14 protein-coding genes are annotated in these 13,448 nt (G+C 44.5%); 2 read left to right on the forward strand and 12 right to left on the reverse strand.

Annotated features, from left to right (window positions below):
• Positions 1-123: 123 nt before the first annotated feature.
• The 10 genes from AMBT_RS13680 to ccmA are packed head-to-tail and all read right to left on the reverse strand — an operon-like array spanning position 124 to position 8,286.
• Positions 124-984, reverse strand: a complete 861-nt coding sequence (locus AMBT_RS13680) for an MlaA family lipoprotein (protein ID WP_083820197.1) — start codon at positions 982-984, stop codon at positions 124-126.
• Positions 984-2,282: a c-type cytochrome biogenesis protein CcmI gene (ccmI, locus tag AMBT_RS13685; RefSeq protein WP_013785227.1), complete on the reverse strand. Its 1,299-nt coding sequence runs from the start codon at positions 2,280-2,282 to the stop codon at positions 984-986. Before ccmI ends, AMBT_RS13680 begins: the two co-directional genes overlap by 1 nt.
• Positions 2,279-2,722, reverse strand: coding sequence for a cytochrome c-type biogenesis protein (locus tag AMBT_RS13690; RefSeq protein WP_013785228.1), 444 nt, complete (start codon positions 2,720-2,722; stop codon positions 2,279-2,281). Before AMBT_RS13690 ends, ccmI begins: the two co-directional genes overlap by 4 nt.
• Positions 2,719-3,339: a redoxin family protein gene (locus AMBT_RS13695; RefSeq protein ID WP_013785229.1), complete on the reverse strand. Its 621-nt coding sequence runs from the start codon at positions 3,337-3,339 to the stop codon at positions 2,719-2,721. Before AMBT_RS13695 ends, AMBT_RS13690 begins: the two co-directional genes overlap by 4 nt.
• Complete coding sequence (locus AMBT_RS13700; RefSeq protein WP_013785230.1) at positions 3,336-5,381, reverse strand: heme lyase CcmF/NrfE family subunit; 2,046 nt, start codon at positions 5,379-5,381, stop codon at positions 3,336-3,338. The genes AMBT_RS13695 and AMBT_RS13700 overlap by 4 nt, the downstream gene beginning before the upstream one ends.
• Positions 5,382-5,383: 2 nt before the next feature.
• A complete protein-coding gene (gene ccmE, locus AMBT_RS13705; protein ID WP_013785231.1) occupies positions 5,384-5,968 on the reverse strand; it encodes a cytochrome c maturation protein CcmE in 585 nt (194 codons plus the stop codon).
• A 35-nt stretch (positions 5,969-6,003) separates the two neighbouring features.
• Positions 6,004-6,219, reverse strand: coding sequence for a heme exporter protein CcmD (ccmD, locus tag AMBT_RS13710; RefSeq protein WP_013785232.1), 216 nt, complete (start codon positions 6,217-6,219; stop codon positions 6,004-6,006).
• Positions 6,219-6,968 (reverse strand): heme ABC transporter permease, encoded by a 750-nt coding sequence (locus AMBT_RS13715; protein WP_013785233.1) that lies wholly within the window; start codon positions 6,966-6,968, stop codon positions 6,219-6,221. The genes ccmD and AMBT_RS13715 overlap by 1 nt, the downstream gene beginning before the upstream one ends.
• On the reverse strand, positions 6,968-7,600 hold the full coding sequence (ccmB, locus tag AMBT_RS13720; RefSeq protein ID WP_041453014.1) for a heme exporter protein CcmB: 633 nt from the start codon (positions 7,598-7,600) through the stop codon (positions 6,968-6,970). The genes AMBT_RS13715 and ccmB overlap by 1 nt, the downstream gene beginning before the upstream one ends.
• Positions 7,601-7,632: 32 nt before the next feature.
• Positions 7,633-8,286, reverse strand: coding sequence for a cytochrome c biogenesis heme-transporting ATPase CcmA (gene ccmA, locus AMBT_RS13725; RefSeq protein WP_013785235.1), 654 nt, complete (start codon positions 8,284-8,286; stop codon positions 7,633-7,635).
• Between the two features lie 184 nt (positions 8,287-8,470).
• Here ccmA and fliK point away from each other — a divergent pair, with 184 nt between their 5' ends.
• Both fliK and AMBT_RS13735 read left to right on the forward strand, forming a co-directional pair.
• Positions 8,471-11,059: a flagellar hook-length control protein FliK gene (fliK, locus tag AMBT_RS13730; protein ID WP_013785236.1), complete on the forward strand. Its 2,589-nt coding sequence runs from the start codon at positions 8,471-8,473 to the stop codon at positions 11,057-11,059.
• Entirely contained in the window at positions 11,056-11,367 is a 312-nt protein-coding gene (locus AMBT_RS13735; protein WP_013785237.1) for an EscU/YscU/HrcU family type III secretion system export apparatus switch protein, read from the forward strand. Before fliK ends, AMBT_RS13735 begins: the two co-directional genes overlap by 4 nt.
• 67 nt (positions 11,368-11,434) lie before the next feature.
• Here the strand turns inward: AMBT_RS13735 and AMBT_RS13740 are convergent, their stop codons facing one another.
• The gene (locus AMBT_RS13740; RefSeq protein ID WP_013785238.1) at positions 11,435-12,631 is read right to left on the reverse strand and encodes an ABC transporter permease; all 1,197 of its coding nucleotides are present in this window, start codon (positions 12,629-12,631) and stop codon (positions 11,435-11,437) included.
• A complete protein-coding gene (locus AMBT_RS13745; RefSeq protein ID WP_013785239.1) occupies positions 12,622-13,422 on the reverse strand; it encodes an ABC transporter ATP-binding protein in 801 nt (266 codons plus the stop codon). The genes AMBT_RS13740 and AMBT_RS13745 overlap by 10 nt, the downstream gene beginning before the upstream one ends.
• Between the last annotated feature and the right edge of the window lie 26 nt (positions 13,423-13,448).

Below are 13,448 nucleotides of genomic sequence, written 5' to 3' on the forward strand. Positions count from 1 at the left end.
AATAGTGCGCTAAGCAGGATTTGAAAAAGCCCCTCAACGAACTGTCGTTAAGGGGCTTTTTTGTTTTATTTTGCTTTTTTTTACTTTGTTAGCTGTAAACTAGTAGTATCATAGAGCTATGAATTAATTACCTTCAGGGCCATCCTCTTCTGGCTCTTCTTTTGAATCGTCAGCTTCAACATCTGTTTCTTCATACTCCAGCATGGCTTCGAACTCGGCAAAATCATCAAGCTGGTCTTCTTCTAACGCTTTATCACCGCTTTTGCCATCGGTAACTTTAAACGCTAGGTTTTCGAAATAAGCATTTTTCACAAACGCATAGTCGTCGACTGATTGTTCAAGTTGTTGCTCTTGGTCAATTAATGAAGCACGCCCCTCTAATAGGGAAACCAAGTACCGAGCAATAGCAAACTGCCCATCGATAATCGCCATAGGATATACCATGCCGTCAACAACACTACCCGTAAAGCTTCTAGGATCGTTAGGCCCTAACGCAGGCAGCATTAAATAGGGGCCGGTATTTACACCCCACACGCCCATAGTTTCGCCAAATTCTTCTTCTTTTTCGACTATTCCAATGTGCGAAGCAACATCAATAGTACCAAACAGACCCACAGTCGAATTAAGTACGAAACGCGCTAAGCTGTCCATTCCATCATCAACTTTGCCTTGGAACATATTGTTCATAAAATTTGCCGGTTCTTGCAAGTTTTCAGCGGCATTAAGTAAACCGGTACGGGCAAACTGCGGCATCACGGTAACGTAACCAACCGTGATAGGCCTTAAAACGTAAGCATCTAATACTTCCCAGTTGAAATCCCACATCACGCGGTTCACAGGCTCGAGGGGATCTCTAGGGTCGCCAGCATCTTGAACGGATGTGTTATTTTGCTCAACTTGTTGAGACACTTGCTGACTTGCGCACCCGCCTAACAAACTCGCTAATAAAAGCGCACTTACCGAGACCCATTTTGAAAATTTAATCACAATAATTCCTTCTCTATCATCACGTTGATGTCTTTCACGTTTTGAGGTGCCACCTCGGTAACTTGACTACCTTCCCATTCCCCAGGCGATACAGATACATCGCCATCAGCAGATACTCGAGCGGTAAGCGTAACTTTGCTGAGTGAGTCTAATGTGTATTGCGGCATCATTGCATTATCCGTATCTAATGCAATAGTGACAGGAAAATCTTGTAACGGGATCTTAACCACGGCCGCCGGCATTCTGTTTTCTGAGTTAGCATCTTGCGCAAACACAATAAGAAAGCCGGATTGCGGTAACGCTGAACGGGCTTCATCAGATACATTAACGGTAATATTAAAACCTGTTTTCGTACTAGTCGTCTTTTCAATCGCGGGCGCTTGCGTACCAGATGATTCATCTATGGGACTATTATCTAGTACAAGCACTTGCCCGTCTTGCGCTTGAAGTTCTTGCTCTCGCATGGCAAGTCGCTGACCAATATCGTTACCCGCAGGTAGCTTATCTTTAACTTGCCCGTAATAACGGGTTAGGTTTTCTAAATCGCCTAGCTGCGCAGAAACCACCGCCATCATTAGCGCTAAATTATCATTTTCTGGCGTACTGCGTAATAACCCCTTAAGCACACCTTGTGCGCGATTGAGGTTATTCACATCACCCGTAGTCATCAAAGCTTGGGCTAGCGTAATTTGGTGAGACGTATTTCCAGGTTTTAGCGCAACGGCCTTATCTATGGCTTCAATGGCCTGCACTTCTTGGCCTAGGCTTAACATAAGCCGCCCCAAATATAGCCAGCCCGTATCATCTTCAGGGGCTTCTCGTAGGCGTTGACGAATGGCCAATGCCAAATTAGCCACGTCTTCGGGCCCTAAATCACTTCCATTGCCACTGGCTAATTGTGCGCTTAACTCTGGTAACGCTGCAATAGCATCAGAGGCACGCTGCACTTGGCTAAATTGATTCACCGAAGCGTATACCACTACACCCGCAACGACGGCGACTAGACCACCAATAAGTAAAGGAAGACCTGCCGTGCCAGTACGTGTTGATTCAAAACTACTTTCATCAACCAATGCGACTTTTAGTTCATCAACAGCCACTCGCATATCGTGCTCGGTGATTAAGCCTTCTTGCACTTCTCTTTCAAGCTCTTGCAATCGCTGCTTTACAATTTGCGTGTTGCTTAGGTTATCCGCTTTAGCGTGATTTTTTCTACGAAGCCAAGGGAATGCCAACAGCATAAGTACTAAGGTAATTAACCCTGAAACAACAATATAAAACTCAGTCCAACTCATTCTTTTTCCTGCTCAAGCAATGCATCTGCCTTAGCCAGTTTGGCTTTGATATCCTGCGGAGCTGTCGAAGACTTCCGGCGTACTACAAAAAAAAGCGCGAAAACGACAAACAACACAGGTGCAGCCCACAGCCACATGGTGGCAATGGTTACCGGTGGTTGGTAATGCACAAAATCCCCGTAACGGGCTTTCATAAAATCAATAACTTCCTGCTCAGACTTGCCTTCTTTCAACAACGCATAAACTTTACGGCGCATATCGTGGGCAATCATGGCATCACTGTCGGCAATATTCTGGTTCTGGCACATAGGGCAACGTAGTTCGGCGGTTAAACTCAAAAACTGAGCACGTTGCGCAGGCGTATCAAACGCAAAGTTATCTTCAGCGCTACAAGCAGAAAAAGCGATAAATAAAGTGATAACGAATAGTAAACGTTTCATTCGCCGACTCTCTTAGTGCTTTCTGCTTCCTTTTTACCATCGGCCTCGGCCACTAACTGTTGATAAAGCGGCCCCACTTTGTTTTGCCATACACGTTCGTTGATATCACCAATATGATGCATGCGAATAACCCCGTTAGCATCCAGTACAAAGTGTTCTGGGGCGCCAGTAACCCCTAAATCTAGAGACGTATCGCGATATACATCAAAAATATTAAATGCATAAGGGTTACCGTAACGCCTTAGCATACTAGTAACTTCTTGTTGCACTCGGGTGAGTGTTTTTGTCCCAAAGTCAGGGTCAAGATCTTGGTCAAAGTACAAACCTACAAACTTTACTCCTAGCTCATTTTTAAGCTGGGTTAAATACGGCATTTCTACCGCACAGGTTACGCACCACACTCCCCATACATTCACAATAGTCACCTCACCTTTCAGTGAATCTGGGGTGTAGGTGGTATCGGGTTGCATTAAATCGGGTAATGTAAATTCGGGCAGTGGCTTGCCTTTAACTTGTGAATCTAGCTCTCGTGGGTCTGAAAACAACCCTTGGAACAAGAAAATCACCAGCATAGAGAACAGCACCAATGGAATGACAACTAAAGGCGCCTTTTTCATTGTGTGACCTCCTGACTGCCGGCATCACTTGTATTTTTCTTATCCGCTTCAAGGGGGTGTGCCTTTCCTGTCATGCGGTTAATAGCTTTCGCCACTTTTTTCACTTTGGTCATGCGATAGCGTTTATCGCTGATCGAGAATATACCGCCAATCGCCATGACAACCGCGCCTGCCCATAACCATGCTACAAACGGTTTTATGTAAATACGAACTGCCCAGGCTCCATCATCAAGGGGCTCGCCCATGGCAATAAATAAATCCCGCGATACCGTAGAATGAATTGCCGCTTCTGTCATTGGCATACGCTGAACTGTATACATACGCTTTTCTGGTTCTAAATGTACAACAAATTCATCCGCCCTGTTCACATCAAATACACCCACATCAGCGGTGTAATTAGGGCCTTGGAAAGGCTTAATATCGGTAAAAGTAAAAGCATAACCGCCAAGCTCTACTGTTTCGCCCACTTCCATTCTTACATCCCGCTCTAACTCATAGTTAGACACTAAAGTAATGCCGATAATACTGATGGCAAACCCGATATGGCCTAATACCATGCCCCAATGACTTGGCGTAAGCTTGCGTAGCTTTGTAAATGTACTGGTATTACTTGGGTTAGCATTAACGCGCTGAAGCACTTCTTGCACGGTAGTAATCAAAATCCAAAACACGAGTATCATGCCCAGTACACCCATATACTGTGGAGTGTCGTAACTAAAATTGACCAAAAGCGCTGCACTTATTGCAATTCCACCAGCGACAAGCAACTGATTTTTGAGTGCACCTGCAGTCTGGTGTTTCCAGCGAGTTAAAGGCCCAAGGCCTAAGAACAACACAAACGGCACAATCAACAGGGTAAACATTTGATTAAAAAATGGCGCCCCCACTGAAATACTGCCTAGCCCTAGTTCTTTATGAACAAGTGGCAATAAGGTACCAAGTAACACCACTAACGTAGCGGCACACAAAAATACGTTATTACCCATGAGCAATACTTCACGAGAAAACGCTTGGTATCGACCGGGGCTCTTTAAAGCTGAAGCGCGCATGGCATATAGCAACAAGCCAAAGCCACTCAACACGATAAGAATACCGAGTATGAATAGCCCACGTGTTGGGTCGCTTGCAAAAGAGTGAACGGAAACAATCACTCCTGAGCGAACTAAGAAGGTTCCCAACAAACTCAACGAAAACGCAGCAATAGCGAGTAATACCGTCCACGACTTAAAGGCTTTTCGTTTTTCCGTTACCGCCAAAGAGTGCATCAAGGCGGTTCCCACCAACCAAGGCATAAAGGATGCGTTTTCTACGGGATCCCAGAACCACCAGCCACCCCAGCCAAGTTCGTAGTAAGCCCACCAGCTACCAAGAGCGATACCTACAGTAAGAAACGCCCAGGCAGCAATGACCCACGGACGAGCCCAACGCGCCCATGTGGAATCGAGTTGACCTGAAATCAATGCAGAAATAGCAAAAGCGAACGCCACTGAGAAGCCTACATACCCCATGTATAACATTGGCGGGTGAATGATCATGCCAAAATCTTGCAGAAGCGGGTTTAAATCTCGGCCATCGACAGGGAAAAACGGCAACATGCTATTGAAGGGATTTGAGGTAAGCAGCATAAACAAATAAAAGCCAATACCAACCATACCTAGCACCGATAGCACCCTTGCAACCATGGTAAGAGGAATACCTCGGCTAAATATGGCGACTGCTACCGTCCAAATTGACAGCATTAAAACCCACAGCAAAAACGAACCTTCATGCCCGCCCCAAACTGCAGTAATTTTATAGACAAGTGGAAGCTGGCTGTTGGAATGCTGCGCCACATACTCAACACTGAAATCATCGGTAACAAAGGCATAGGTTAAGCACAAATACGCGATTAGGGTAAAAACAAACAATCCAATCGCCAAGGGCTTTGCGGTAGCCATTAGCGTGTCGTGTTGACGATGAGCCCCCCAAAGCGGGTAAACTGCAAGCAATATAGATAATACTAAGGCGAGTGTTAACGCAATGTTCCCAATCTCAGGCACCATGGTTACTGGCCTCCTGGCTTAGACTTTAATATTGGCTTTGAACTTGGCTCTGCTCCCGTCACTGATGCTGTTTCTGACGCTAATTCTGGACTTGCTTCATACTGATAAGAAGATGACGCATCGGTGACGGGCATATTGGCAGGTTTTTCATGTTTAATTCCCTTCATTTTTTCTGCCAGCTCTGGTGGCATGTATTCTTCATCATGCTTAGCAAGAACTTCTTGCGCAGTAATTTCTGTTGCCGAAGTAAGCACACCGGTAGCCACAATCCCTTGGCCTTCACGAAACAAGTCAGGCAGTATCCCCGTGTAGGTCACCGTAACGATGGGGCCCGTATCTATCAAATCAAAGGACACCGCTAGGCTTTTGCTGTCTCGGCTCACGCTACCAGGTACGACCATGCCGCCAATACGAAGCCGCTGACCAACATGAGGCATTTGCCCTTGCTTACCTTCAATAATTTCACTTGGCGTATAAAATAAATCGATACTGTCGTTTAATGCATAAAGCATTAAACCAATTGCGCTGGCGATTAACAGCCCAACAATGCCCACTACCGCCAAACGCTGCTTTCTTCTAGGGTTCATGCCACTATCTCACTTTAAAAACTACTGACTACAACTTACTGTGCTGATGAAGCGTGTGATTTTTCTCTCGCTTCTTTAATTCGCACCTGACGCTGTTGTTCTTTTAAAACCGACTTCAGTAACCCTTTATGTTGCCTAAAGCTTAATACTACTAGCAGTATCATTGCTCCAAAGGTCACACCAAAAGATAACCAAACATAGAAGGCATAACCTCCCATGTCTAAAAATGCTGAGAATGAATCAAACTGCATTAGCTATTCTCACTTGTTGCGTGCGCTAATTTTTGCACCCAAGGGCGATGCATCTCACGGCGCACAATTTCGCTGCGTAGCCTTACCGTAGTCACTGCCCCAATAAAAAATGCAAAACCTAATAAACTAATTAATAACGGCCACAACATTTCAGGCGCAATAGAAGGCTGATCGAACTTGCTGATGGTGGCCCCTTGATGCAAGGTATTCCACCATTCTACGGAGTAATGAATAATAGGAATATTTACTACGCCGACTAAAGCCATCACGCCTGCTGCTTTACCCGCCTGTTGTTTATCTTCAAAGGCACCATAGAGCGCAATAACCCCGATATACAAAAATAACAAAATAAGTTCTGAGGTTAGGCGTGCATCCCATACCCACCACGCGCCCCACATAGGTTTACCCCAGGCTGCACCGGTAAATAACGCAATAAAAGTCATGACAGCACCCACTGGCGCCATGGCTATCATGCTCATATAGGCCGTTCGCCATTGCCATACCATTCCTACCAAGGCCGCAATCGCCATAGCCACATAGGTGCCCATAGACAACATGGCGCTGGGCACATGAATGTAGATAATGCGAAACGAATCACCTTGTTGATAATCTTGTGGTGCAAAGGCTAGCCCCCACACTGTACCTACGGCCAAGCATAACAATGCACCAATCCACAACCAAGGCTGCAAAGTTAGGCACAATTGGTAAGCATTTTCTGTTTTAGCGTAAGGATGTAACCACTTCCACATCAGTTTTGACTCACTTTCAAAGAATAAGCTATGGCAAACGGCGCAGCGGCAGCAGCCAGTAACAGCATGGCGCCAATAATAGCAAGTTGAGGGTGATAAGGTAATTGCAGTGCGGCAGAATCTACAGCAGACGTGGCAAAAATCAGTAACGGAATAAAAACGGGAATTAAAAGCAATGCTAAAAGCAGTCCGCCCCGTGCTAACCCCACCGTTAATCCCACTGCAATAGCGCCAATTAGCGACAGCAAAGGTGTGCCAATTAGCAAAGTAAGCATTAATGCTATAAACATATCCATGCTTAGGTTTAAAAACATCGCGAGCAACGGCGACAAAATCAATAATGGAACAAAACTCACTAGCCAATGTGCCAGTACTTTAACCGTAGCAACGGCCGGCAATGACATGCCACTTAAGGTATATTGTTCTAAAGAACCATCGATAAAATCATCACGAAAAAGCCGTTCCATCCCTAATAAGGATGACAATATAGCCGCGATCCAAATAACGCCGGGGCCAATACGTTGCAGCGTTTCTGGAGAAGGGCTTACGCCCAAAGGAAATAGGGTAACCACCATCAATAAAAACATGAGGGGTTGAACCAGCTCAGCTTTTTGCTGAAACGCAATCTGCATATCACGTTTGAAGATACCGAGTAGTAAGGGATTCAAAACCGGTACTCCAAATCGACACAGCGGTGCGGACCCGCTTCAGAAGACAGCGCTTGGTGGGAAGTAGTAATAATCATGCCGCCGTCTGCCACATGCTGTTTCATTTTACGCTCAAGTAATATTACACCTGCGCTATCAAGTGCGGTGAAAGGCTCATCTAATACCCATACTGTTGCACTCTTGAGCCAAAGCCGACTCAGTGCAACACGACGTTGTTGTCCAGCAGATAAGAATCTGACAGGCACATCTTCAAGGCCAACTAACCCTAAGCGTTCAAGCACTTGATAAATGGTGCATCCGATATCGGATGCTTGGGTAACATCTTGATTTTGAATACCGTGTTGCGCTAGCCAAAAGCGTAAATTATCAATGGCAGACAATGCACCATTTAATGCGCTTTTGTGGCCTAAATAAATAAGATTTTGATAATATAATGAAGGATTGCTACTGATATTCACGCCGTCGAAAGTCACGTCACCGTATTCGGGCGAACTTAAGCCAGTAAGGATACGCAAAAGGCTGGTTTTGCCTGCACCGTTAGGCCCACGCAAATATACTAATTCCCCTGCATTAAGATTTAACGAAAAATCGTCAAATAAAACACGATCGCGTTTTATGCAAGTTAGTCCAGATGCACATAAATCGGACACACACGCTCCTTTACTATTCACTGTTCAAAACCGGCGTAGTTTATCACAGTAAGTTTCTTTCGCAGTCGCGAATTATGATTAAATATGATTTACTTCAACAACAAACACGGTGATATGCCCCGCTTATTACCTATACTTTCCATTACGGATTAAACTCGTCGCTCCCCTGGCCGATAAGCTCCATATGACATCACAGTTAAGCGCACTGCTTTCAAACATTACTCAGGATACTTCAGGGTCGAAATCGTCGGCAGCATCCGTGTTGAATAATTTATCCCAAGCTGCGGCGCTCGATACCGCCGCAAAGGTAACGGTGGCGCGATTGCCTGAACAGATACTTGCTATTCAAACGCAAGGGCAACCGGCAACACAGGTTTCACTGTTGAAAAGCGCAGATTTATTGCCGCCACAGCGCCCTCAATTAACCTCTTTCAGCCAAGGTGGAGTAACTCAAGCTGCCCTTATTAGCACTGAAACAGGCATGAGTACCAGTCAAGTTACCGCGATGCAGCTTAAAACCCTTTCACTTTCTCTAGCGACAATGCTGGCGTCTATGCCGACACCACAACAAAGCATGCGTGTTGACGTGCAAGCAACCGTTACGCAATTAACGAGTAATCAACTGAGTCTAACGCTGGCAGATGGTCAGCCGTTAAATTTATCACTAAAGCCTGACGCCGCAGCGCAATTGAGCGCCGATATCAAAAACAATGGCAAGCTGGTTTCACTTTCACTTAATCAAGTGCCTGGTGATACTGGTAAATTGACTGTTTCAGTAACGTCAGCGAAACAAGCAAACTTAGCGAGTCAAGGTACTCAATCAGCAGCTTCCACGTTACAAGCCGCGCCTCTATCAGTGACCGACAGCAAAATTACGACTGTGCTCACCAATGCATTGCGTTCCCAAGGTATCGCCTTCGGGCATGGTAACCCTGTTAACGGGAATGTGCCTGATGCCATCGCTAAGCTACTCCCTAATATTCAATCACAAAATACTTTGCAGCAAGTATCTATGCTCAGCCTTAAGGGCAATACGTTAACATCGTATTCCGCTGCCAGTCAGGCAGTATTGACGTTCCCCACATCCGATAGCGGTACTGTCATTCCAAGAGCTTCAGAGCAACTTACCACCAAACTTAGCGCTTTAGCTATTCCTGTGGGAGCAATAGTTGGAAAAGGGATTGGAAAAGGGATTGAAAAAACGGCTGGAAATAGTTCCGCTTTGACTGAGACTACAGGAAAAACTTCGGCAAATGGTAGTGAAAATGTAGCTCAACGAGCAAAAACAGACAGTGCTAATCATGCTTCAAATTCGTCATCAATTACGTTGTCACCAGAATTCTCAACTGCGGTAGATAGCAAAGGTGCTTCGATACAAGGGACCGATGTTCACAAGGCTATTGTTACTTTATCTCGAGCATTACTTAGTCAGACGGGGTCCACTCAACAAGCGCTAACACAATTAACATCAATACTTAGCGGGACTGCAGAAGGCAGCGATAAAACCACTGCCGTATTAGGACAAATTGCAAAGCAAATTACAGGAATGAACAGCAACGCATTACCCAGTGCTAGACCATTAGTAACACCGCAGGTACCCAATGCAACTACCACACCTGCTTCACCTAACTCGAGCCACGAGACTAACGCTTTTACAAATGACAATACTGTTAGTTTAAAAACGGGCGCTGGAGATATTAATACAGGTAACGTTGATACCAGTTTACGAAAAGGCATTTTTCAGCTAATAGCTTTGCTCGGTGGCTCGGGGAACAGCATTCGCGGTAATGTTATACAGAGCAATACCTCTCAAGGTACAGGCTCTCAGGGTACTGCTACTCAAGGTACTGCCACTCAAGGTAAAGATACGCTAGGTAATCACACTGGGGCAGCTTCAAATACGCCCACTACAAACGATAAAACTGCAAATCAAGTTACTGGTTCACAGGATATAGAGAAAAATAATGTAGAGGCAAAAACCTCAACGCCAAACAACCAACAGAGCATGCAGGCGACTCAAAATAATACCGATTCATCTATAGCGTCGCGCATTTATGGTTTACTTAACGCTCCCGCTATCGCGGTAACGCCGTTATCATTGACGTCCCCCATTGCCGCCTCTAATTTTGTACAAGGTTTAGTGGCATTGTTACAACTGTCTTTAGCGGGTAGAGCACTATCGAGACAGCCATCTCTCAAAGTACAAATTGATTCACCTGATAGCATTATAAGTAAAACAATAACGAATACCTCTGGTTCTGCCCCCTCTAGCCGCGTTGCGCAAGATGTTGCCAATCTTGATAGTCGCACAAACTTACTGGCTAATTTAAAAACCTTATTAGCGAACCATCAACACAGCAAAGTGGCTCAAGCCGAAAACCGGGTTCAGGGGCAAGATCGTTTTTTCTATGCATTACCTTCTGTATCTCAACATTACGCACCGGCTGAACTTTTAGTGCAAAGAGAGCCAGATCGACAACACGGAAAAGAAGACAAAGATGGCGAGAAACGTTTATGGAATGTCACAATGAAGCTAGATATCGGTGATGCGGGCCAACTCCTCGCTAAATCCAAGATAGACACCGATACCATTACCATCGACCTCTATACTTCCAACGAAACCGTACTGACTCGTGTTGCTGATACCTTGCCGTATTTAGAACGACGATTGGCTGATTTAGGGCTGAATGTCGAGAAAATGAGTTTTCAGCGGGGTCATATTCCTGACACACTAAATAAACGCCCACATCAAATTTTTGAGACACGAGTATGAGTGAGAAAGCAAAGCGTGCGATTGGGCTTAAGTATGATGGTGGCGATAAAAAAACAGCCCCAAAAGTTGTCGCAAAAGGCTACGGAGATCTTGCAGAAGCGATTATCGCCATGGCTGAAGAGTCTGGCATTCTTATTCATGAAGACCCCTATCTTAGCGAAGTGCTTAGCACCTTAGATTTAGGGCAAGATATACCCGAATCGTTGTATTTTGTTATCGCCGAACTGCTAGCATATTCCTATGTACTACAAGGAAAAATACCGCCTGGCTGGGAAGGTGTGGTTAAGCATATAAATTATGAGGTATAAAAAGCGACTTTGAAATTATCAAAGTCGCTGCTTTTCATCTTAAGTTATGTTGGGTTGATTTACCCTACTATCTAAATAGTACTTTCTCTTTATTAAACCAGTACACACAAAATGCAATGAGTGCGGCGGCGATGGCGACTGTAGAAGTAAATATGCCGAACAAGGCAAAATAATCCATAGTGCCTTTGAATAACTCTTTCATCGCTAATGCTACATTGGTGAGTGGCACCCAAATCCAACCACCTTCTAATTTAACCCCCGGCATCATTGCAATTAACACAGGGAAAACTACTACCATAACAAGTGCCCCCATATAACTTTGGGCTTCTTTAAATGATCGAGCATAAATAGAAAGAGACAATAAGACCGCGGCAAATATTGCCACCACCGGAATTAGCATTAAAAAGATAAGCACAAAATCAATGATGCCAATCATCGCCATCACCTCTGCTACAAATTCAATTGCCAACCCTTGAGACAAAACTATGCCCCATATGGCCATGGAAGATACGGTGATAAGTGCTGTAATTAGACCCGCGACACCGATGGTAAAGAATTTTCCCAATACCAGTTTATAACGCTCCATCGGCGATATTAATAGTGTCTCTAGCGTACCCCGCTCTTTTTCACCCGCACCTAAGTCTGATGCTGGTGCCATAGCACCTTGTAGGCATAAAATGAAAATGAAATAAGGTAATAACCCGCCCAAGCGTTCACCCCATACTTCACGATCATCCGCTATGTTTTCTTTTTCAATGACAATAGGCGCGAGTAACGCTTGCTGCTGTGACTCATTCAGTCCTAAATTAGCAAAGGCCGTTTTTTGAAATTCATCAGTGTAAACATCGACAATTTCAGACACTCTTCCTAACACTTTATTTAAGCCTGCGTCATTTAAATACAATTGCAGCTTATGCTGACCAGAAGTGAGAACCTCGTTGTTAAAGGTTTCTGGGATAACTAGAACAAAGTCTAGTGTTTCATCTTTAATGAGCTTGGCATAGTCAGCTTCACCTTGGATATCCACCATCGTAAATTTGTCAGCTTCATTAGCGAATTGTTGCGACATCTCTGGCGCATATTGCTCGCCCACAATGGCATATTTCAATACAACGTTTTCGGCCTTTTCAGCGGCGGAATTCATGAAAAACATGGCGACACCGAAAATTAATGGGAAAAGCAGTAAAGGCAACACAATCATGAAAATAATAGTTTTACGGTCGCGCAATAACTCTTTGAATTCTTTTTTAAAAATTAACCACATTGCCCCACCTCCGCTGTATTCATTTTTAAAGTGTGCAAAAAGCTTTTATGCATTTGTCCGTCAGATAGCGCACTAAAAGCGGCAAGGGAATCGTTAAATACACTTTCGCCTTGATTGATCACCGTTACACGGTCGCAAAGCATTTGAACTTCATCCAAATGATGGGTAGAAAAAATAACTGGCGTTCCTTTATCTTTAAGGCGCTGAATAAAGTCCATCACTGTTGAGGTGGCCATAATATCTAAGCCTGTAGTAGGCTCATCAAGCACAACTAAGGAAGGTTCATGAATAACAGCGCGGGCAATGGCTGTTTTTTGTTTCATACCAGATGAGAAGTTTTCTGCGCGTCTATCTAAAAAGCTCTGCATGTCGAGTAAGTCAGCCATTTCTTCAATACGTGCAGAAATTATCGATTTAGTAATGCCATGTAATTCGCCAAAATAAGCAATATTTTCTCGCCCAGTCAGTCTGCCATATAAACCAGTTGAGCTAGACAGAAACCCTATTTTTTTACGCGCAATTATTGGGTTGGCTAGCACGTCTTCACCATCAATTACCACGGTGCCGCTATCTGGCTTAAGTGCGGTTGAAAGCATGCGTAATGTAGTGGTTTTTCCTGCTCCATTAGGGCCAAGCAAACCAAGCACTTCTCCTTGACCACATGAAAACGATACATCCTTCACTGATTGAAAGTAGCGCCCTTTTAATCGTGGATCCTTTTTCTCTTGCTCACTTAGCTTTTTGGGGTTCTCCACCTCAAAGCGTTTAGCAAGACTAGATATATCAATCATTATCCCTTCCCTTTTTTTATTATTTA

This window comes from Alteromonas naphthalenivorans (genome assembly GCF_000213655.1).
Classification (GTDB): domain Bacteria; phylum Pseudomonadota; class Gammaproteobacteria; order Enterobacterales; family Alteromonadaceae; genus Alteromonas; species Alteromonas naphthalenivorans.

Bases quoted from the DNA above. Each gene is read 5' to 3' on its own strand.
- AMBT_RS13690 (WP_013785228.1), bottom strand. From the start codon at position 2,722: ATGAAACGTTTACTATTCGTTATCACTTTATTTATCGCTTTTTCTGCT.
- AMBT_RS13740 (WP_013785238.1), bottom strand. From the start codon at position 12,631: ATGTGGTTAATTTTTAAAAAAGAATTCAAAGAGTTATTGCGCGACCGT.
- ccmE (WP_013785231.1), bottom strand. From the start codon at position 5,968: ATGAACCCTAGAAGAAAGCAGCGTTTGGCGGTAGTGGGCATTGTTGGG.
- AMBT_RS13735 (WP_013785237.1), top strand. From the start codon at position 11,056: ATGAGTGAGAAAGCAAAGCGTGCGATTGGGCTTAAGTATGATGGTGGC.
- fliK (WP_013785236.1), top strand. From the start codon at position 8,471: ATGACATCACAGTTAAGCGCACTGCTTTCAAACATTACTCAGGATACT.
- AMBT_RS13715 (WP_013785233.1), bottom strand. From the start codon at position 6,968: ATGTGGAAGTGGTTACATCCTTACGCTAAAACAGAAAATGCTTACCAA.
- AMBT_RS13695 (WP_013785229.1), bottom strand. From the start codon at position 3,339: ATGAAAAAGGCGCCTTTAGTTGTCATTCCATTGGTGCTGTTCTCTATG.
- ccmB (WP_041453014.1), bottom strand. From the start codon at position 7,600: ATGCAGATTGCGTTTCAGCAAAAAGCTGAGCTGGTTCAACCCCTCATG.
- ccmD (WP_013785232.1), bottom strand. From the start codon at position 6,219: ATGCAGTTTGATTCATTCTCAGCATTTTTAGACATGGGAGGTTATGCC.
- ccmI (WP_013785227.1), bottom strand. From the start codon at position 2,282: ATGAGTTGGACTGAGTTTTATATTGTTGTTTCAGGGTTAATTACCTTA.
- AMBT_RS13700 (WP_013785230.1), bottom strand. From the start codon at position 5,381: ATGGTGCCTGAGATTGGGAACATTGCGTTAACACTCGCCTTAGTATTA.
- AMBT_RS13745 (WP_013785239.1), bottom strand. From the start codon at position 13,422: ATGATTGATATATCTAGTCTTGCTAAACGCTTTGAGGTGGAGAACCCC.